This window comes from Bacillus sp. Au-Bac7, assembly GCF_021341655.1.
Taxonomy (GTDB): domain Bacteria; phylum Bacillota; class Bacilli; order Bacillales; family Cytobacillaceae; genus Niallia.
The window spans coordinates 629813-648927 of sequence record NZ_JAJTTG010000001.1 but is presented as its reverse complement, the minus strand read 5'-3'; the positions used below and the strand labels follow the sequence as shown (position 1 = coordinate 648927).

Sequence of the window (19115 nt, the reverse complement as noted above, 5' to 3'; positions counted from 1 at the left end):
AGATGCGAAACGAAGACTTCAAATCTGGCAGAAGGAGAGTGTGAAAGGATTGGATTATCATTTATTGACATTTGTCACAGTTGCTGAAAAGAAGAACTTTACTCGAGCTGCCGAAGAGCTCCATATTACACAATCTGCTGTAACGCTTTCCATAAAAGCTTTGGAAAAGAAGTATGAAGTGAAATTCTTCGATCGTACGAACAAATACGTTCGGCTTACTCGTGCTGGTGAAATATTGTATTATCATGCCAAGCGTATCCTAAAAGAGTATGAACAGGCGGAAGGTCTTATTGATGACATAACGAAGGTTGTGAGCGGTCCTCTCTTAATTGGGTCTAGTTATACATTCGGTGAGTATTTACTGCCCAGATATATTTCTGATTTTATGAAAGTACACCAATTAATTGAACCGAAAGTCTCCATCAGCAATTCTAGTAGCATCATGAAGCAAGTACTTGATGGCAGTCTTGATATTGGCATAATTGATGGGGAAGTCAAAAGTCACCCTCACCTGCATATCACTCCCTTTGAACAGGATGAACTGGTAATTATCGTAGGCACTGATCATCCTTTAGCAAGCTTTCGCACGATCGATCTGGAAAGCCTGTACGGTGAAACATGGATCTTACGGGAAGAAGGTTCTGGAACGAGAGAGGTTATTGACAAACTGTTTGAAAAGCATGCCTTTTCTCCCCTTATTTTGAGATCGTTTGGCAGCACGCAAATTATTAAAGAGTCTGTTGAAGCAGGGATTGGCATTTCGATTGTTTCTAAGTTTTCGATTCAAAAAGAACTTCATATGAAAACAATCCATTCCATCCGGCTTAAAAATGAACAGATTAACCGAAACTTCTCCTATGTCATCCCAAAAACAGATATCCACACTCGCTCTGTTGAATTGTTTACCCAATTCTTAAAATCCAAAAATGGGTTCTCACTTGAAGCAATTTCTTATAAATAACAAGGGAAAAGAAGGCTTCTGCAGTAGAAGCCTTCTTTTTTAGCTTATTCTGGCAAATCATACTCCATTCTTTTTGCTGTTATGGCTTTTTCATCTGCTCCTACTAATCTTTCCACAAGATGGAATGCCATCGTTATCCCTGCAGAAATGCCGCCTGAAGAGACAATTCTGCCTTCATCAACAAATTTAACGCCTCTAACCACTTCCACTTTGGGGAAGGTTTCTGCGAAATTATCGTAGGAAGCCCAATGTGTCGTCGCCTTTTTCCCATCCAAAAGCCCTGCTTTTGCAAGCAGCAAGGCACCTGTACAAACAGAAGCCACAAGCTCTGCCGTTTTATTTTGCTGTTTTATCCATTCCATCAATTTCTCATTATGTATTTCTGTCAGCCTTGCTCCCGGTCCGCCAGGGATGATGATTATATCAAATGCTGGGGCATTTTCGAAGGAATAGCTAGGCAACACATGCAATCCGTTCCTCGCAGCAATCAGCTCTCCTGTTTCTGAAACTGTTTCTACCTTAAATGGTTTCCTATCATCACGATCCTTAAAGGAGGCTACTGACAGCACTTCAAAAGGTCCTGCAAAATCAAGCACTTCCACATCATCAAATAACAGTATTCCTACACTTCTTGTTTTCATCCCTGCAACTCCTTTTCTCTCAACTACTCGAAAGATAGAAAATCATATGCTGTTCATCAAAGTATTGTCCATCCACCTTTAATGCGTTCTTTTCCAATCCAAAAACAGTGAAGCCGAATGATTCGTATAAGGCAATTGCACCTGCATTTGTGGAAACGACAGCCAGCAGCAATTGCTCAATATCATACCTTTTTGCTAGAGTAATTACCTCTGTCAAAAGCCGTTTGCCAATCCCCTTGTTCCGAAAATCATCTTCTATAAAAAATGACAGCACACTTGCCTTATGCTTAATTTTTTTATAGGTTTCCTTTTGAAGGGTGATGCTGCCAACAAGGCGTTCATCCATAAATGCACCTATAGTAACCCTTGTTGGGTCCTTTAAGAGAGCTGTAATCCTCTTAATGGGATAGAGGCGTTTTTGTTCTTCTTCCACGGTTAATAAAAAGGCATCTGGATGCTGCTTTAATGTTGTTAACCGCAAATTCCAGTAATCTTTTGCGTCCTTTGGTTTAAGCACCCTTACCTGCAAAACGAATCCCCCCTTTCTTATGTTGTCATATGATTTTTGTTCAGGAAAAAATTTTTGCTAGGTTTCTAACTTAATAATTCCATATTTCTTATATGCTTTCCTTCTATACGATGAATTTTCTGATAAATTTATGGTACGATAGTAAAAAATTAATTTCAGAGGAGTTTTGCTTCATGTTTATTGTTCAGTCAACCTTTCCAGTCCCAGATGAAAAGGCGCTTGAAGTCATTGAAATCTATAAAAACCGTTCCCGATTAGTAGACAAAAACCATGGATTTATCCGCTTCCTTCTGCTCCAAAATGAAAAAAACAAAGGAGAAATTACCGTACATATGGAATGGGAAACGAAGGAGGATTACTTAAAATGGGTCAGGAGCACAGAGTTTAAGGATATTCACGAGCTCGAGAAAAAATACCCAGATAAGGAATTAGCCTCGGTTATTCCTACTGTTAAACAATTTGCAGTCGTTGCTGAATAAACTTCTACATTAGAACACAAAAAACCGGCTGACATAATGGCAGCCGGTTTTTTTAACTAGTTAAGACTAGATTCTTCCTGCGATATACGCTTAATACGATTCCAATTAATATATAATGCACATCACTTGCAAAACGTAATGATTTCGATTATCATGAGTATGTAGTAAAAAATATGAGGTGATAATATGAAAGCAAATATACATCCAAATTATGAAAAAGTCGTATTTATGGATACGAACAGCGGCTTCAAATTTCTGACAGGTTCGACGAAAAAATCCAATGAGACTATTAAATGGGAGGATGGCAATACTTATCCTCTTATTAAAGTAGAGACTAGTTCAGATTCACATCCATTTTACACAGGTAAGCAGAAATTTGCAGATAAAGGCGGAAGAGTGGATCGCTTCCTGAAAAAGTACAATATGAAAGAAAACAATTAATGGACATTGTTAATGGCTCTTTGGTAAATCGTAATAGTTACGATAATTCTCTACTACTGATTAGTATCTGCTTAAATAGCAAAGGTTGCCTATAATGAGAAATGAAAAGTGGATGGAGATACTTGAAAGGAATTTCGTCAACACACTGCCACCGTTTAAGAAAGCAGTTTACCAATATATTGTAGATAAGGAAGAGTCTTTAGCACAGAAAGCTGATTCAAAAACACAGTTTCTATCACTTCTTAAAGAGCAGCTGCCGCATCAAGAGGCAGCCGCTCACTTTAAGATGACATTAACGGAAGTAATCAGCTTAATGCACGAAACGGAAGATGAGATTAGTGAGGTTTTAGAGAGCAAAGCAAAAAAATATCAGTGGATTGACTGTACAGATGAAGTGAACGGCAATGGATTCAAGAAAACGGGCAATAGCCAATATTTTCTTTGTCTCTCTTAGAGCCATCACTTATATTAGTAAGCTGAAACCAGAAATTTATATTTCTGGTTTTTTTATTCGTTGCTCCATACTAAATCTAGCAAATCATCCACTTCCTTCATTTTATTTACGTTTGGATTTTTTATAAGTTGACCTTTTACCATTACCATCGTTATATTTGATAAAGCTTTGATATTTTCTAATGGATTATGGTCCATTACAATTAAATCTGCTCGTTTTCCCATTTCAATCGTTCCAGTTAGATGATCTATTCCGAGAATTTCTGCATTTGTTTTTGTTGCCTTTTCAATTACCTGCAGTGAATCGAGCGACGTTTTTCGCATAAGATGGTCCAGCTCGCGCCACATATCATAGTGTGTCACAAATGGCATTGCTGCATCTGTACCAATCCCCATTTTTATCCCATGTTCTACCGCCTGCCTTACACTTGCTAGCATCGAATCGTAAACAAGCCGAGAGTTTTCTTGCACTGTTTCGCTCACTTTCGTCAGACTCAAATCCAATTTTGCGCTAGGATAACCAGCCTGCAAAGTAGGAATTAACGCTGTGTAACCCTTTAAGGCTCTAGGATTACATTTATACAGACTGATAATTTCCTCATCCATCTCCGCTCCATGTTCTATCGTATCAACCCCTCCCTTTAGTGCAACTCTTACTCCTTCCGTACTTTCCACATGTGCGGCAACACGTATGCCGATTTTATGAGCTTCCTCACATATGGCGGCAACTTCGTCCTCTGTCATTTGTAACCGGCCAGCTTCCCCGACCATTTTTGCATCTGTAACACCGCCGGTGACACAGATTTTAATTAAATCCACCCCATGTTTAACATTTATTCTCACATTTCTTCTCGCCTCCCACGGAGAATCGCCGACTAAGGCTAAATAAGGTGCGCCGTGACCGCCTGTTACACTTAGGAAGTAGCCTGCTGTAAGTAGGTTCGGACCTACGAACTTGTGCGCATGAATCTCCTCCCTCAGCTCCACATCTTTATAAAAGAATTCACCTACGCTGCGCATCGTCGTTACACCAGAATGCAAGGCGGTTATGGCATTTTTTTTCATCCGTTTTTTTAAGATTCTTCTTCCTATCGATGTATCCAAAAGATGGTGAAACGCAAAATTTAAAAGCTTTTCACTTACTGACAATGTAAAAGGCTTTCCGTCTGCAAACAGATGTACATGGGCGTTGATGAGGCCAGGCATTACATAGTTCCCTGTTAAGTCTATGCTCTCATAATGACTTGGAACAACGAGATTGCTTGTCTTTTCGATTTGATGAATTCTCCCTTGTTCGTTTACTAATATGGTCATATTTGTATCTGCAAATTTTTTCCCATCACCATAGATTATATGGCAATTATGTAAGGCATATCCTGTCTTCATGAGTGCTTCCTCCCATTTTTCAAAAATGAATAGTTTATTCATTTTTAGTTTTTAAAATAGTGATTCACCTTAAACTAAGTGAATCACTTTAGTGTACAGTATTATTCATTTAAGCTTTTGAGTCCATGCAGCCTGTATATGCTAAGCACCTCAAATATCTGCTGTCTGCTTTCTATGCTCATCTCTCTCTTTAATAAGTCTAAAATCATGTTGACGAAACTATTAGCGAGAATATTCAATAAAATAAAATTATCCTCACTGTTTATTTCATATCTTTTGTACGTACTCTTAACGTACGGCATTTTAGTTTCCATCATTAAATCAATCAGCTCGTTTTTGGCATTGCTGTATTCCGTTCCTTGATTTTTTTCAAAAATAATCACAATCTGCTGATGATATTGGGTTAATAGATTAATCTGCTTTTGAAAAATATCTGTCCTTTTCTCCGTCCTCGCCTCATCAAACAATGTCTGGTTATCAAAATGAATGCTTTCAACTAACACCTTTTGCAAATAATCGACTAAGGATGGTGGAACGACCGAATAAAACAAATCGTTTTTATTTTTGAAATACGTATAAATATTTCCGACTGAAATTTGAATTTCTTCAGCGATATCGCTCATTTTTGCATTCAAAAATCCTTTGTTAAAAAACACTTTCAAGGCGGCAGCTTCGATTTGTTTTTTTACTTCCTCTTTTTTTGACTGGATAATAACCACCTCTTAATAATGAATGGTGTATTCACTATTAATTTAGTTTAATTCTTGGTTGCTGTCAAATAATTGTAACTGGATGTAGAAAATCAAAAAGAGATCTTTTCCTCAAACTCACTTTTCATAACGATTATGGGTTGTGATAATCCAAATCTCATTAAAGAATCTAAAAATGAAGCAAGCGAATCAAGTGAATCGGTCCTTACTTTTAGTAAATAGTTGGCTTCCCCACTGACACGATATAAATCTACTACTTCAGGTGCCGCTTCACAGTATGTTATAAAATCAGCGCACTTGCTCGTTTTAAACATGATGAACGTTAAGATATTTTTATTAATTTTAGAAGGTTCAAACTTTGCTTTATAACCAGCTATTACCCCTTGCTCTTCAAGCTTATTAATTCTTTCTTTGACAGCTGGCTGCGTCATGGATATAACACTGCCGATTTCAGAGACAGGTATCCTTGCGTTTTCAAATAATAAATTCATAATTTTATAATCTGTTTCATCCAGTTTTACTGTATTTTTCATGGTTAGTTCCCCTTCTTTATTTTATAAAGTAATTACGGCAATATGTCTTTAAAATCACAAGCCAAATGAGTTTTCTGATAATTTCGATAAAATATAAGTATGCTTTAAATAATAATTCACATTAATGGGGCGTGATTATATATGAAGAATTTACAAGACAAAATAGCTTTAGTAACAGGTGCCAGCCGTGGAATTGGCCGTGCAATCGCCAAAAGGTTAGCAGATGATGGGGCCATCGTTGCTGTTCATTATGGAAGCAATCAAAAGGCTGCTGATGCTACGGTTAAGGAAATTATCGCTGCAGGCGGTGATGCTTTCTCCATTCCAGCTGATTTACAGTCTTTGCACGGAGTAAAAAAACTGCTGCAGCAATTAGATGAAAAGCTGTTAGAAAAAACTAGCTCCGTCTCATTTGATATATTAGTAAATAATGCAGGTATTGGAACGCAAGGAACCATTGAAAATACAACAGAAGAAATCTTCGATGAAATCATAGATATTAATATTAAAGCACCTTTTTTCCTCATACAGAATGCCATACCAAGACTAAGAGAAAAGGGACGCATCATTAACATTTCATCTGCAGAAGTACGGATTGGTTTAACAGGGTCGATTGCCTATGGTTTGAGTAAAGGAGCGCTTAACACGATGACACTTCCATTAGCAAAACACCTTGGTGAACGTGATATAACAGTTAATACTATTATGCCTGGGTATACAAAGACAGATATCAATTCCAAGCTGCTGGATAATCCGGAGATTAAAAAGTTCGCCACTGAATCCTCCGTATTCCACCGCTTAGGTAAAGTGGAAGATATTGCAGACGTTGTTTCATTTCTTGCTTCCTCTGATAGCCGTTGGATAACTGGCCAAATTATAGATGCTTCTGGAGGATTTAGTCTATAATTCCCCCCTACCTCTAGTTAACTGTTTGTTATATCGGTATATCTATTCCGATTAACTAGTAAAACTTCGACTTTATTTATCGGAATTTTCCTCCTATAATCTATAGAGACACAACTAAATAGATAGATAGGATGAACATAATGATTTTACTGGGAGCAATAGTTAATGGAGTAGGTATCATGATTGGTGCACTACTTGGCAGTGTCCTTCGCCGTATACCTAACAATATGAAGGACGCTGTTATGAATATAATGGGTTTGTCTATTGTCGTATTAGGAATTCAAATGGCACTTAAAACGGCGAATTTTACGATTGTGATTTTGAGCCTTTCGTTAGGTGCAATTATTGGTGAATTATTAGCGATAGAAGATAAAATAAGCAAGCTTGGACAATGGATAGAAGCAAAGGTTGGTTCTGACAAGCAGGGAAGCATCTCACAAGGCTTTGTTACAGGTACGTTAATATTTGCAATTGGAGCAATGGGGATTATTGGAGCTCTCGACAGCGGGATTCGCGGCAATCATGATGTTTTATTTACAAAATCGATTATTGATTCATTTATCGCACTTATATTGACTTCCACTTTAGGAATCGGCGTTCTTTTTTCAGCTGTTCCTGTTATTATTTATGAAGGGCTAATTGCTGTTTTTGCAACCCAGATTGATCGTGTGATTCCGCAGCAATTAATGGATCAATTTATTTTGGAAATGTCAGCTACCGGCGGGGTTATGATTATGACGATTGGCTTAAATTTAATAGGGCTGACCAAATTTAAAGTGGCAAATCTTCTGCCTGGAATTCTCGTAGTTTTATTGCTTGTTTCCATTATGTATGGTTATAATATTTATTTTTAATCGCTTTTGAAATCAAACAGGCAGAAAGTATTTTCTGCCTGTTTTTCATATGGATGAATTTTGCTTCTTAAACAGAAACCCTCTTGCTGGCTGCTATTAAGCTTCTAATTCCTTCTAAATCATTTTTCTCAAATAACTCAATAATTTTGCTGCCGACAATAACGCCGTCACAATATTGCGTCATGTCTTTCACATGCTGTGGGGTGGAGATGCCAAAGCCTGCCAACACTGGAATAGGGCTGACTTCTTTCACTTTAAGCAGATGCTCTCCTAGCTGTTCTTGAAAGACTGTTCTTGCCCCAGTGATTCCTGTTACGGTGACTGCATATAAAAAGCCATTGCCTTTTTTGGCTATCTGTGCAATTCTATCTAATGAACTTGTTAATGTTACAAGTCGGATGATTTCGATGTGATGCTTGTCAGCAGCAGCTTGCACTAGGCCTTCTTCTTCAATTGGCATATCTGGCACGATTATGCCGTTAACGCCTGACTCTTCGCATGATTGAAAGAAATCCTCAATGCCATAGGCAATGATTGGATTTAAATACGTCATAAAAACAATCGGGATGGTTGTCGTTTCCCGGAAGGAAGTTAATGTTTGAAACACTTTCTTCAATGTTGTTCCTGCTTGAAGTGCCCGAATTCCGGCAGCTTGAATGATCGGTCCGTCTGCAACAGGGTCGGAAAACGGAATCCCAAGCTCGATTGCTGTTGCTCCGCTGCTTTCAAGAAATTTAATTTTTTCCTCTAATGTGTCTAGGCCGCCATCGCCTGCCATAATATATGGAACAAAGGCTTTGTCGCCATTCTTTTCAACTTGTGCAAAACGCTCTGCAATTGTCACCATCTTATTGATTCACTCCCATTCTGTCCATTACTGTATTAACATCTTTATCGCCTCTGCCAGATAAGCAAACGACTATCGCTTCCTCTTCGTTCATTTTAGGTGCATGCTTCAAGCAATAAGCAATTGCATGAGAGCTTTCTAATGCAGGAATAATTCCTTCTAGTCTGCACAGCAGCTGCAATGCTTCAAACGCTTCATCATCTGTGACCGATTCATAATTCACTCTGCCGATATCATTTAAATAGCTGTGTTCTGGTCCAACGCCAGGATAATCAAGTCCTGCCGAAATGCTGTGCGCTTCTTGAATTTGTCCATCCTCGTCCTGCAATAAATACATATAAGAACCGTGAAGCACTCCGGGTTTGCCTTTCGTTAAGGATGCAGCGTGTTTATCTGTATCTAGTCCGTGTCCTGATGCTTCTACACCATAAAGAGCAACATCTTCATCCTCAATAAATGGATAGAACATGCCCATCGCATTGCTGCCGCCGCCGATACATGCAATCACTGCTTCTGGGAGTCTTCCTTCCTTTTCCAAAAACTGTGCCTTCGTCTCTGTTCCGATGACGCTTTGGAAATCACGGACCATCATTGGAAATGGATGTGGTCCCATAACAGATCCAAGTATATAGTGGGTGTCCATTACATTAGTAACCCAATATCTTAGTGCCTCATTACATGCATCCTTCAATGTCGCACTTCCAGAGGTAACACTTTCGACCTTTGCTCCAAGAAGCTCCATCCGGAATACATTCAGTTTCTGTCTTCTAATATCCTCTTCGCCCATAAATATCGTACATTCTAAACCGAGCAGCGCACAGGCAGTAGCTGTTGCAACACCATGCTGGCCTGCTCCAGTTTCGGCAACGACCTTTGTTTTACCCATGCGTTTTGCCAAAAGCGCCTGGCCGATAGCATTATTGATTTTATGTGCTCCTGTGTGGTTCAAATCTTCTCTTTTTAAGTAAATTTTCGCTCCGTTTAAATGCTTTGTAAGTCTTTCAGCATAATAAAGGGGTGTTTCTCTGCCAACATAATCCTTCAGCAAATAATTTAATTCCTCTTGGAATGCCGGGTCTTTTTTTGCCTCGATATAAGCATTTTCCAATTCAACAACTGCTGTCATTAATGTTTCTGGAACATATCTTCCTCCATAAATACCGAAATGTCCTGTGCTGTCTGGATATGAATAGTTAACTGTCATGATTGTCGCTCCTCCTATTTGTTTACTGCTTGAAGTGCTTCCTGTAAAAATCCTTCAATCTTCTGCAAATCCTTTTTCCCATCTGTTTCTACACCGCTTGATACATCGAGCATAAAGGGATCGACCATTGTCTTTGCCTGGTTTACATTGTCTTTATGTAAGCCTCCTGCAAGAATGACTTTTTTGCCTTTAAAGTCATAGTTTTTGACGATATTCCAATCAAACGCTTTGCCATTTCCGCCAAAGTACCTCTCCCGCTCACTATCCAACAGGATATAATCAGACTGAAAATCCGCAATTATTTCCAAATCGCTTTCTTCCTTTATGCTGAACGCCTTTATTACTGGCAATTCAAAGGAAGATGCATATTCACTCGATTCATCTCCATGAAGCTGAATGACATTAATGCCTGAAATCCGGACAATTTCATCGATTCTTTCTCTTGTTTCATTGACGAACACCCCAACTTTCCAGATGTCATCAGGAAGCTTATCGATAATCGTTCTGGCTGTTTCCTGCTCGATTTTCCGTTTGCTGTCTGCAAAGACAAATCCGATAGCTTTCGCTCCATTTTGAACGGCGCAAAGTGCTTCTTCTTCTGCTCTTATCCCGCATATTTTGACATTCATACATGGTCACTTCCTTATATTTGGACTTTCATGCTTGCTAATGTTTCTTTTAGATTAGCAGCTTTCATAAAGGTTTCCCCGACTAGTATTGCATTTGCACCTGCAGCAACAACTCTGTCAATATCCTCCTGTGAGGCAATTCCGCTTTCGCTCACTAAGTATCTGCCAGATTCCTTAATAGTTGGCGCTAAACGTTCCGTAACTTCTAAGGAGACGTGGAATGTTTTTAAGTCTCTGTTATTAACACCGATCAGCTGACAGTCCGTTTGAAGGGCACGCTCAAGCTCCTCTTCATTATGAACCTCCATCAGCACCTCCAAGCCGCTTGCAACTGCATACTTGTAAAGGCGGTTCAGCTTCTCATCATCAAGGGCTGCTGCAATTAACAACACAAGACTTGCGCCCTTTGCTTTAGCAAAATCTATTTGAATTTCATCAATGATAAAGTCTTTGCATAAGACAGGGATAGGAACTGCAGAGCTGACACGCTCCAAGTCCTCATAGCTGCCTTTGAAGAACGGACCGTCTGTTAAAACAGACATACAATCAGCACCGTATTGCGCATATTTTAAGCCTTGCTCTTTTGGATCAACACCAATATTGATATCTCCTTTTGAAGGGGAAGCTCTTTTAAACTCAGCAATAATCGCAAGCTGATCCGTGTTTGCCAGTCTTTCCATAAATGATTTTCTCGCCATTGTAGGATTTTTTTGTATTACAGCTTTTTGCTGCTTAAGCTCCTCAACAACTGCTAGCTTTTTGGCGATGATTTTATCTAGAATGGTTTCCATTTTATATCCCTGCTTTCTCATATAATGAACTGTTCGTTACTAACTGTTCGAGTTTTGAAAGAGCTGCCCCACTGTCAATACTGTGTCTGGCAAGCTCGATTCCCTCTTCGATGCTCATTGCCTTTCCTGCAGCGAAAATACCTATTCCTGCGTTTAACAAAACAGTGTCTTTATATGCACCTTTTTCCCCGTTGAGCACTTTAAGCAAGATCTCTGCATTTTCCTTTGCGTCTCCGCCGCGGATTGCTTCATTGTTGTACACAGGCAGATTCACTTCCTCCGGTCGCAGAATTACCTTTCGAATCTTTCCTTCTTCTAAAATAACGAGTTCATTGTCTCCTTGCAGGGATGCTTCATCCATTCCGCCGGCCCCGTTAAGGACAACGGCTCTTTTCCGTCCTAATCTTTTCAAGCTTTCAGCAAAAACCTCTGTGTAATCTCTTCTGTATATGCCAAGCACCTGTGTTTCCAGCTCAATAGGATTCGTTAAAGGACCAATTAAGTTGAAAATTGTCGGAATGCCCAACTCTCTTCTCACTTTCATGATTCTGCCCATTTTCGGCTGTACATGCTGTGCAAATAAGAAGGTAATGCCGATATTTTTTAGCTGCTGTTCATTCTGCTCTGGTGTGACATTTAAATGGATGCCTAAATGCTCCAAAACATCTGCACTGCCAGTCTTGCTTGAAACACTTCTATTGCCATGCTTTGCAACTGGAATGCCTGCTCCTGCTAACACGAAGGCAGATGTGCTGCTGATGTTAAAGCTATGAGAGCCATCGCCACCTGTTCCGCAATTATCGATACAGCCACCTACATTTTCGAATTTTAATGTCTGTTCTCTGACTGCTCTAACTAAACCAACGATTTCGTCAACCGTTTCGCCTTTTAGCTTTAATGCCGTTATAAATGCTGCCAATTGACTGTCTGTAACGCTATCTGTAAAAAAGGTTCTCGAGACGTCAAGCATTTCCGCTTCTGTCAGTGATTCATGATTCATTAATCTTTGTAAATAACTCTTCATCTCAATACTCCCTTTCTTGTTTCTGTAATAAAGTTGGCAAGAAGCTGCTTGCCTGTGTCTGTTCCAACTGATTCTGGATGAAACTGAAATCCGTATACTGGGTAGCGCTTATGTTTAATTGCCATTATTTCTTGATCGTCATGAGATACTGCTAACACTTCAAAGTTTCTTGGCAATGTGTCTTTTTGTATAACAAGTGAATGATAACGCATCACTTCAATCGGGCTAATTAATCCGGCAAACAGCGGGTCATTATTTACATCTGCCAAATAAGAGGTTTTCCCATGCATAATATTTTCTGCTCTTACGACCTTAGCCCCAAAAGCTGAGCCAATCCCTTGATGACCGAGGCAAATTCCTAAAATCGGAAACTGTTGATGTAATTTCTGTATTACTTCAATCATAATGCCGGCATTTTCAGGGCGGCCTGGACCTGGAGAGAGTACAATACTAGCAGGGTTCAGCTTCTGTATATCCTCCACTGTCAGCTCATCATTGCGAACAACCTTCACTTCTTCGCCTAATTCTCCTAGATATTGATACAGGTTATACGTAAATGAATCATAATTATCGATTAATAAAATCATGATAGTCCCTCCAAAAACACCTTTAATTTATGGATTGTCTCTTCGTACTCTTTTTCAGGGACGGAGTCATATACGATGCCAGCACCTGCTTGTATATAGGCTTTATCATCCTTAATAATCATCGTCCTTATAGCCAGTGCAAAATCCATGTTGCCATTTTGGGAGAAATAGCCGACTGCCCCAGAATAAATTCCTCTTTTGACCCCTTCAAGCTCATTGATAATTTGCATTGCTCTAATCTTCGGGGCACCAGAAACTGTCCCTGCAGGCAAGCATGATATGAGTGCATCTACGCTTGACTGGTTATCCTTGATTTGGCCGCTTACCTCTGAAACGATATGCATCACATGCTTGTATTTTTCAACCTTCATATATTTCTCTACTTTAATGCTTCCGAAATGACTGACCTTGCCGACATCATTTCTAGCTAAGTCTACAAGCATTTTATGTTCAGCCAATTCCTTCTCGTCTTGCAGTAAATCTGCTTCAAGCTCTATATCCTCCTCCGGTGTAGCTCCTCTAGGTCTTGTTCCGGCGATTGGGTTTGTAATAACTGTTCCATCGCTCGCCTTTATCAAACTTTCAGGTGAGCTGCCGACGATAGCATAATCAACAAAATCGAGATAGTACATATAAGGTGATTGATTTTTCACTCGCAGCTTTCTGTAATAAGAAAAGCTCGAACCTTTAATATCTGCTGACATCCGCTGAGAAGGTACGACTTGAAAGATGTCTCCTTCTGCAATATATTGCTTCGCCTTGTTTACTTTTTCTACAAATTCCTCTTTAGTGACAGTTGCTTTAAAAGCAGACAGCTGAACATCTTCTGTACTTTCTGTATACTGTGACTGAATTTCCTGCTTTCTTGTTTCGAGCCTGTTCTTCAACTGCTCTTCTGTCGTTTCGTCTGTTAAAGGAGATGCAACCAAATAAACTGTTTGTTCTAAATGGTCAAAAATTACGAAATCTTCAAAAAACATTAAATGCACGTCTGGCAGCTTTAGCTCATCCTTCGCCTCCGGACCAATATTTTCGTACTGCCTAATATTGTCGTAGCCGACATAGCCGACCGCTCCAGCATTTATCGGCAGTCCATATGGCAATTGAAGGTCTTGAACTGGAAGGAGTTTTTTGACAAGATCCAAGGCTTTTTCATCCACTGTTTCTACGCTGTCTTTTCGTTTCACTGTTGTAACTGGCCCATTGCCAATAAGTTCAAAAACAGGATCGCTGCCTATAATCGAAAACCGGCCTGATGCTTCATGCTTTAAGGAACTTTCTAACAGGAACTTTTTTTCTCCAGTTAATTTTTGATAAATACTGATTGGTGTGAGCGTATCGCCTTCCAATTTTTCGATAATCACCATTTGGCTGCCTGTCGTTTTCATTTCTTTACCTCCGTCTATGTGTCCTCTAAAAAATCCAATAAAAAAGTCCCCTATTATTACAGACATAAAAGCTGCAATAATAGAGGACGATTAGTTAAACCGCGGTACCACCTCAGTTAGAGTGAAAAACACTCTCTCTTTTCGAATACAAATAATATTCTATCCTGTTAACGGTGGAAACCGGCAAGCCCTACTAATTTGTTCAAACCCGCACTCTTAAGTCCATTCAGCTAACTGTTTGGATCGGTTTTCACCAAACCACCGACTCTCTTTACCAGACATATTAGCTTACTACTCTTAATCATTGATTTTAGTATGAAATTATTTTTTTGAACGCAAAAAGGGTCTCTCTCCTGTAAAAAAAGGACGAGAGACCCGTGGTGCCACCTTCATTAGCTTTGTTAAAAAGCTCACTCTAAGAAATCATGCACTCAAAGATTCTTTGGCGCATATTTCGGTCTCTTGTAACGATGAGACATTTCGCTAAAGCCTACCTCTTGAATATCAAGTTTCGGTTTAGAAGCTCAGAAGTCCATTCACTATTGTGTAACACTGATTCTCACCAACCATCAGCTCTCTTAAGTTCCAGTCAATAGTTACTACTCTTCGTCATCACTCAAATTTATGTTAAACCAATCATAAAATACGCCGATCTTTATGTCAAGGAATTTTACATAATTTTTATTTCTGCAGTGCTTTTTGGAAACGGTTCGTCCAGTCAGCGGCAAGATCTTCAAGCTGCAGCATCCGCTCTACTTCTTTTTTATTATTCCGGTCAAGGAGCATTACTTTCGTAGCATCCCATACAGAAATTTCCTCTTGTTTACGTTCAAGCAATATTAGAGGCGAAGACGATGAAACGGTTCCTTCTTTTAGAACCTTCAGAAAATAGCCTGTGTAGCATGTTTCTACTATCTGACCTAAAAATGTCGGAATGTCATTGTACTTGGATATCGTACTGCACGGAATTCTTCCTTGCGTGACTTGGATAACAGCATCGCCAACTGAAAAAACATCACCAATATATGTATTCTTTTCAAGCATGCCTGTGCCGCAAATATTTTCCCCGAAAACTGGCGGTTTTAATACAGTGTTAAACTTTTTTTCCCAATTTTGATAATGCTCATATGAATAAAAGCATACAGCCCTGTCTCTGCCACCGTGAAATTCTTCGTTAGCAACACCATCGCCGTCAAAGCCGTCGAATGATAAAAAACATTCTTCTAAAACCGTTTTACCAATGGCAGTTGAGACATCTCTGCCGTTCCAATCATAATTCTTTGGCTTGCCCACACTTAAACAGATTATTTCTCCCTTCATCTTATCCTCCCAAGTGTTTTTTAATTATTATAACGCTAATCCTTTTATGCGAACAGAGCTTTACATAACTTGCGTTCACAGTATTTCCTAAAAATCTCAAGTGTAAATAAAATCGTACAAGTACATATTATTAGTAGTCAGCACTATTTAAATCAAGGAGAATTTAAATGGATCACATAAATGAGGAAAAAGGCTTTTTCAGTTTTAGTGATGAACATAAAAAAAAGGATAAAGCAAACAAAGATACAGCTAATAAGGGTAAAGATGTAAAAGTTACAAAAATGTCTGTTTTGTCTATTTCTTCCATACCATTAGTAATGACGCTTGGAAATAGTATGCTGATACCAGTATTGCCAAATATCGAGAGTCAACTTGGCATCTCGTCTTTTCAGGTGAGCATGATTATTACTGTTTATAGTATTTTGGCGATATTGCTCATTCCTGTAGCCGGTTATTTATCCGACCATATCGGCAGAAAGAAAGTCATTATTCCAAGCCTAATCATTGCCGGAATTGGAGGAGCGATTTGCGGCTTTGCAGCATGGAAAATAGAGAACTCTTATTGGATTATTCTTGCAGGCAGGGCATTGCAAGGCATAGGAGCCGCAGGAGCATTCCCGATTGTATTGCCTCTTGTTGGTGACATGTTTAAAAAAGAAGAGGAAATAAGCAGCACATTAGGTGTGATTGAAACAGCCAATACTCTAGGTAAGGTGCTGAGCCCTGTGCTTGGTGCAATCATAGCCGGAATTGTCTGGTTTATGCCATTTTGGGCCATACCTGTATTTTGTCTCATTTCCATCCTTCTCATCATGATTTTTGTTAAAGTGCCTGGAGGTCCAAGTGAACCGCCGCCTTTCAGGGTGTTTATCCAACATACGAGAAAAGTAATGAAAAAAGACAAAAAATGGCTTTATGCTATTTTTTTAATTGGTGTTATCATCATGTTCGTCCTTTTTGCGGAACAGTTTTACCTATCAGACATACTTGAAAAAAAATATCATATAAAAAACATAAAAAAAGGGATGTACTTGGCGATTCCACTTGGAGCACTTTGTCTGACTTCATTCATTACAGGAAAGAAAATTAAAAAAGACCAAAATTTGATGAAGTGGATTACTTTCACAGGCATCGTGTTCATTATTATTGGGACAGTTGCCCTCAGCTTTAATGATAATTTATGGTATATCATCTCCGTACTAACTATTTCAGGAATTGGAATTGGCGCAAGTCTTCCCCCATTAGATGCCCTCATTACAGAAGGGATTGAAAAGGAAGAACGCGGCACCATCACAAGCCTGTACAGCTCGATGCGCTTTATTGGTGTCGCAGCAGGGCCTCCGATTATGGCATTGTTAAGCAAGGAAATGGAAAGTCTTCAATTTTATATTTTAGCAGGCGTTGCCTTAATCGCTGCACTTGCTGTGTTATTCCGAATAAAAGCAAAAGGAAATGCCCATTAAATCGGCACTTCTTTTGCTTTTAATATCGTTTTGCTACAAAAAAGGAACCTGCTGAAACTGCAGGTTCCTCCCTAAATTAGTTATTATTTTTTCTCTGCGACTGGCTTCTTCAAAATACCTAGAAGGATTGCTCCTACAACAGCACCGATAATTACTGCCAACAAGTATAGCAGCCAGCTGCCATCCACAAGACCGAATACGAAAATACCGCCATGTGGTGCTCGTAAACCGATGTTGAACAGCATTGATAATCCACCTGTGATTGCTGCACCGATTGCAACAGATGGGATTACACGCAGCGGATCAGCTGCTGCAAATGGAATTGCACCTTCTGTGATAAAGGAAAGACCCATAATGTAGTTCGTTGTACCAGCATCTTTTTCTTGCTTTGTAAACTTATTTTTGAAAATAGTTGATGCTAATGCAATTGCAAGCGGCGGAACCATTCCACCAGCCATTATTGCTGCCATCGGCTCATAAACACCGTTAGCAATTAGACCTGTTCCGAATACATATGCAGACTTATTGATAGGACCACCCATGTCAATAGCCATCATTGCACCAAGGATAATACCAAGCAGTACAGCGTTAGCTGTGCCTAGTCCTGATAACCAGTTTGTAATAGCCGTGTTTAGATCGCCAACTGGACCGATTACAACATAATGCATGATTAAACCTGTAATTAAAATACCAAGCAGTGGGAATAATAGAATTGTTTTAATACCTTCAAGAGATCTTGGCAATACTTCCAGTGCCTTCTTAATTCCGATAACTACATAACCTGCAAGGAAACCTGCGATCAAGCCGCCTAAGAAGCCTGCACCGCCATTTGCTGCCATAAGACCGGCAACCATACCTGGAGCGAAACCTGGACGGTCTGCGATGCTCATTGCGATAAAGCCTGCAAGAACTGGAACTAGCAAGGAGAATGCATTGTCTCCGCCGATTAGCTTCAAGACTGCTGCAAAAGCATTATAGCTTGGGTCGGTTTCAACTGATGAGTTATAGCCAAACATAAAGCTGATAGCGATTAAGATACCGCCGCCGACTACGAACGGAAGCATGTTAGAAACACCGTTCATTAAGTGTTTATAAATGCCCGCGCCGCCTTTTTTACTGCTTTCTTCTGCATCACTCGCAGCAGAACCGCCTTGATATACAGGAGCTTCTTGTTTTAATGCTTTATTGATAAGCTCTGCCGGTCGTCTGATACCGTCAGCAACTGGTGTTTCGATGACGTGCTTGCCTTTGAAGCGCTCCATTTGCACTTTAGTGTCTGCTGCAACAATTACAGCTGTAGCGTTTTCAATTTCTTCTGCAGTCAGGACATTTTTCGCACCGCCTGAGCCGTTTGTTTCAACCTTAATATCTACACCTAGCTCTGCTGCTTTTGATTTCAAAGAATCAGCTGCCATATACGTATGTGCAATTCCTGTTGGACATGCTGTAACAGCAACGATAAAGTTCTTTTTATCAGCAATGTTTTGCTCCTCTTGTTCCTCTTCCTCATCATAGCTGTCGATGATGTCCACTACATCTTGTTCTGTTGCAGCAGCAAGCAGCTTAGCTCTGACTTCTTCCTTCAATAGAATGGTAGAAAGTCTTGATAATGCTTCGAGATGGGTATTATTTGCACCATCTGGAGCGGCAATCATAAAGAATAAATGTGCCGGCTGACCATCTAAAGATTCATAATCCAGTCCACTTACAGAACGGCCAAATGCAATCGCTGGATTTTTAACAGCACTCGTTTTCGCATGAGGAATCGCGATTCCTTCACCGATACCTGTTGTGCTTTGCTCTTCTCTTTTTAAGATTGCTGCTTTATATTCTTCTTTATTTGCTAACTTTCCTGCTGTGTCTAATTTTGCCACCAATTGATCGATAGCTTCTATTTTTTGTGTTCCTTCTATATTTAAAAGGATAGTATCACGCGTCAGCAATTCTGTTATTCTCATCTGTAACGCTC

The 19115-nt window shown here is 39.5% G+C and carries 21 protein-coding genes and 2 other annotated features; of the genes, 7 read left to right on the top strand and 14 right to left on the bottom strand.

Annotation, left to right across the window (positions count from 1 at the left end; genetic code table 11):
- Positions 1–49 precede the first annotated feature (49 nt).
- Complete coding sequence (locus LXM54_RS03380; protein ID WP_233313679.1) at positions 50–961, top strand: LysR family transcriptional regulator; 912 nt, start codon at positions 50–52, stop codon at positions 959–961.
- A gap of 44 nt (positions 962–1005) precedes the next feature.
- On the opposite strand, the gene LXM54_RS03375 is transcribed toward LXM54_RS03380, so the two are convergent.
- A complete protein-coding gene (locus LXM54_RS03375) occupies positions 1006–1602 on the bottom strand; it encodes a DJ-1/PfpI family protein (RefSeq protein WP_233313678.1) in 597 nt (198 codons plus the stop codon).
- Positions 1603–1621: 19 nt separating this feature from the next.
- Positions 1622–2131, bottom strand: coding sequence for a GNAT family N-acetyltransferase (locus LXM54_RS03370; protein ID WP_233313677.1), 510 nt, complete (start codon positions 2129–2131; stop codon positions 1622–1624).
- 173 nt (positions 2132–2304) lie between these two features.
- On the opposite strand from LXM54_RS03370, the gene LXM54_RS03365 reads away from it, so the two are divergent.
- The 3 genes from LXM54_RS03365 (at position 2305) to LXM54_RS03355 (ending at position 3505) form a co-directional block, all read left to right on the top strand.
- On the top strand, positions 2305–2610 hold the full coding sequence (locus LXM54_RS03365; protein ID WP_233313676.1) for an antibiotic biosynthesis monooxygenase family protein: 306 nt from the start codon (positions 2305–2307) through the stop codon (positions 2608–2610).
- A 186-nt stretch (positions 2611–2796) separates the two neighbouring features.
- Positions 2797–3051, top strand: a complete 255-nt coding sequence (locus LXM54_RS03360; protein ID WP_233313675.1) for a type B 50S ribosomal protein L31 — start codon at positions 2797–2799, stop codon at positions 3049–3051.
- A gap of 94 nt (positions 3052–3145) precedes the next feature.
- Complete coding sequence (locus LXM54_RS03355) at positions 3146–3505, top strand: hypothetical protein (protein WP_233313674.1); 360 nt, start codon at positions 3146–3148, stop codon at positions 3503–3505.
- A gap of 53 nt (positions 3506–3558) precedes the next feature.
- Here LXM54_RS03355 and LXM54_RS03350 read toward each other — a convergent pair whose 3' ends face one another.
- The 3 genes from LXM54_RS03350 to LXM54_RS03340 all read right to left on the bottom strand — a co-directional run bounded on the left by LXM54_RS03350 (position 3559) and on the right by LXM54_RS03340 (position 6133).
- Positions 3559–4890 carry a metal-dependent hydrolase family protein gene (locus LXM54_RS03350; RefSeq protein WP_233313673.1) on the bottom strand — a complete coding sequence of 444 codons (1332 nt, stop codon included), beginning with the start codon at positions 4888–4890 and terminating at the stop codon, positions 3559–3561.
- A gap of 101 nt (positions 4891–4991) precedes the next feature.
- Positions 4992–5609 (bottom strand): TetR/AcrR family transcriptional regulator, encoded by a 618-nt coding sequence (locus LXM54_RS03345; protein ID WP_237941523.1) that lies wholly within the window; start codon positions 5607–5609, stop codon positions 4992–4994.
- A gap of 83 nt (positions 5610–5692) precedes the next feature.
- Positions 5693–6133: an Lrp/AsnC family transcriptional regulator gene (locus LXM54_RS03340; protein ID WP_233313671.1), complete on the bottom strand. Its 441-nt coding sequence runs from the start codon at positions 6131–6133 to the stop codon at positions 5693–5695.
- Between the two features lie 141 nt (positions 6134–6274).
- Between LXM54_RS03340 and LXM54_RS03335 the strand changes: the two genes are divergently transcribed.
- On the top strand, positions 6275–7039 hold the full coding sequence (locus tag LXM54_RS03335) for an SDR family oxidoreductase (protein WP_233313670.1): 765 nt from the start codon (positions 6275–6277) through the stop codon (positions 7037–7039).
- Between the two features lie 140 nt (positions 7040–7179).
- Positions 7180–7893 (top strand): DUF554 domain-containing protein, encoded by a 714-nt coding sequence (locus tag LXM54_RS03330; protein ID WP_233313669.1) that lies wholly within the window; start codon positions 7180–7182, stop codon positions 7891–7893.
- A 67-nt stretch (positions 7894–7960) separates the two neighbouring features.
- Here the strand turns inward: LXM54_RS03330 and trpA are convergent, their stop codons facing one another.
- The 8 genes from trpA to LXM54_RS03290 form a co-directional block, all read right to left on the bottom strand.
- Positions 7961–8740: a tryptophan synthase subunit alpha gene (gene trpA / locus LXM54_RS03325; RefSeq protein ID WP_233313668.1), complete on the bottom strand. Its 780-nt coding sequence runs from the start codon at positions 8738–8740 to the stop codon at positions 7961–7963.
- Position 8741: 1 nt separating this feature from the next.
- A complete protein-coding gene (gene trpB, locus LXM54_RS03320) occupies positions 8742–9944 on the bottom strand; it encodes a tryptophan synthase subunit beta (RefSeq protein ID WP_233313667.1) in 1203 nt (400 codons plus the stop codon).
- A 14-nt stretch (positions 9945–9958) separates the two neighbouring features.
- On the bottom strand, positions 9959–10573 hold the full coding sequence (locus LXM54_RS03315; protein ID WP_233313666.1) for a phosphoribosylanthranilate isomerase: 615 nt from the start codon (positions 10571–10573) through the stop codon (positions 9959–9961).
- 14 nt (positions 10574–10587) lie between these two features.
- Positions 10588–11364: an indole-3-glycerol phosphate synthase TrpC gene (gene trpC / locus LXM54_RS03310; protein ID WP_233313665.1), complete on the bottom strand. Its 777-nt coding sequence runs from the start codon at positions 11362–11364 to the stop codon at positions 10588–10590.
- 1 nt (position 11365) lies between these two features.
- Positions 11366–12388 (bottom strand): anthranilate phosphoribosyltransferase, encoded by a 1023-nt coding sequence (gene trpD, locus LXM54_RS03305; RefSeq protein ID WP_233313664.1) that lies wholly within the window; start codon positions 12386–12388, stop codon positions 11366–11368.
- Positions 12385–12975, bottom strand: coding sequence for an anthranilate synthase component II (locus tag LXM54_RS03300; RefSeq protein WP_233313663.1), 591 nt, complete (start codon positions 12973–12975; stop codon positions 12385–12387). Before LXM54_RS03300 ends, trpD begins: the two co-directional genes overlap by 4 nt.
- Positions 12972–14363, bottom strand: a complete 1392-nt coding sequence (trpE, locus tag LXM54_RS03295; RefSeq protein WP_233313662.1) for an anthranilate synthase component I — start codon at positions 14361–14363, stop codon at positions 12972–12974. Before trpE ends, LXM54_RS03300 begins: the two co-directional genes overlap by 4 nt.
- 79 nt (positions 14364–14442) lie before the next feature.
- Positions 14443–14677 (bottom strand) — a binding site (T-box leader).
- Between the two features lie 45 nt (positions 14678–14722).
- Positions 14723–14985: a binding site (T-box leader), on the bottom strand.
- 59 nt (positions 14986–15044) lie between these two features.
- Entirely contained in the window at positions 15045–15683 is a 639-nt protein-coding gene (locus LXM54_RS03290; protein ID WP_233313661.1) for an MOSC domain-containing protein, read from the bottom strand.
- A gap of 167 nt (positions 15684–15850) precedes the next feature.
- Between LXM54_RS03290 and LXM54_RS03285 the strand changes: the two genes are divergently transcribed.
- Positions 15851–17146: an MFS transporter gene (locus tag LXM54_RS03285; RefSeq protein ID WP_267913275.1), complete on the top strand. Its 1296-nt coding sequence runs from the start codon at positions 15851–15853 to the stop codon at positions 17144–17146.
- Between the two features lie 83 nt (positions 17147–17229).
- Here the strand turns inward: LXM54_RS03285 and LXM54_RS03280 are convergent, their stop codons facing one another.
- Positions 17230–19104 carry a PTS fructose transporter subunit IIABC gene (locus tag LXM54_RS03280; RefSeq protein WP_233313660.1) on the bottom strand — a complete coding sequence of 625 codons (1875 nt, stop codon included), beginning with the start codon at positions 19102–19104 and terminating at the stop codon, positions 17230–17232.
- Positions 19105–19115 lie beyond the last annotated feature (11 nt).

Coding starts and splice junctions, on each gene's coding strand:
- LXM54_RS03365 (WP_233313676.1), top strand. CDS start 2,305: ATGTTTATTGTTCAGTCAACCTTTCCAGTCCCAGATGAAAAGGCGCTT.
- trpB (WP_233313667.1), bottom strand. CDS start 9,944: ATGACAGTTAACTATTCATATCCAGACAGCACAGGACATTTCGGTATT.
- LXM54_RS03360 (WP_233313675.1), top strand. CDS start 2,797: ATGAAAGCAAATATACATCCAAATTATGAAAAAGTCGTATTTATGGAT.
- LXM54_RS03315 (WP_233313666.1), bottom strand. CDS start 10,573: ATGAATGTCAAAATATGCGGGATAAGAGCAGAAGAAGAAGCACTTTGC.
- trpC (WP_233313665.1), bottom strand. CDS start 11,364: ATGGAAACCATTCTAGATAAAATCATCGCCAAAAAGCTAGCAGTTGTT.
- LXM54_RS03280 (WP_233313660.1), bottom strand. CDS start 19,104: ATGAGAATAACAGAATTGCTGACGCGTGATACTATCCTTTTAAATATA.
- LXM54_RS03340 (WP_233313671.1), bottom strand. CDS start 6,133: ATGAAAAATACAGTAAAACTGGATGAAACAGATTATAAAATTATGAAT.
- LXM54_RS03335 (WP_233313670.1), top strand. CDS start 6,275: ATGAAGAATTTACAAGACAAAATAGCTTTAGTAACAGGTGCCAGCCGT.
- LXM54_RS03285 (WP_267913275.1), top strand. CDS start 15,851: ATGGATCACATAAATGAGGAAAAAGGCTTTTTCAGTTTTAGTGATGAA.
- LXM54_RS03355 (WP_233313674.1), top strand. CDS start 3,146: ATGAGAAATGAAAAGTGGATGGAGATACTTGAAAGGAATTTCGTCAAC.
- LXM54_RS03375 (WP_233313678.1), bottom strand. CDS start 1,602: ATGAAAACAAGAAGTGTAGGAATACTGTTATTTGATGATGTGGAAGTG.
- LXM54_RS03350 (WP_233313673.1), bottom strand. CDS start 4,890: ATGAAGACAGGATATGCCTTACATAATTGCCATATAATCTATGGTGAT.
- LXM54_RS03290 (WP_233313661.1), bottom strand. CDS start 15,683: ATGAAGGGAGAAATAATCTGTTTAAGTGTGGGCAAGCCAAAGAATTAT.
- trpA (WP_233313668.1), bottom strand. CDS start 8,740: ATGGTGACAATTGCAGAGCGTTTTGCACAAGTTGAAAAGAATGGCGAC.
- LXM54_RS03300 (WP_233313663.1), bottom strand. CDS start 12,975: ATGATTTTATTAATCGATAATTATGATTCATTTACGTATAACCTGTAT.
- trpE (WP_233313662.1), bottom strand. CDS start 14,363: ATGAAAACGACAGGCAGCCAAATGGTGATTATCGAAAAATTGGAAGGC.
- trpD (WP_233313664.1), bottom strand. CDS start 12,388: ATGAAGAGTTATTTACAAAGATTAATGAATCATGAATCACTGACAGAA.
- LXM54_RS03330 (WP_233313669.1), top strand. CDS start 7,180: ATGATTTTACTGGGAGCAATAGTTAATGGAGTAGGTATCATGATTGGT.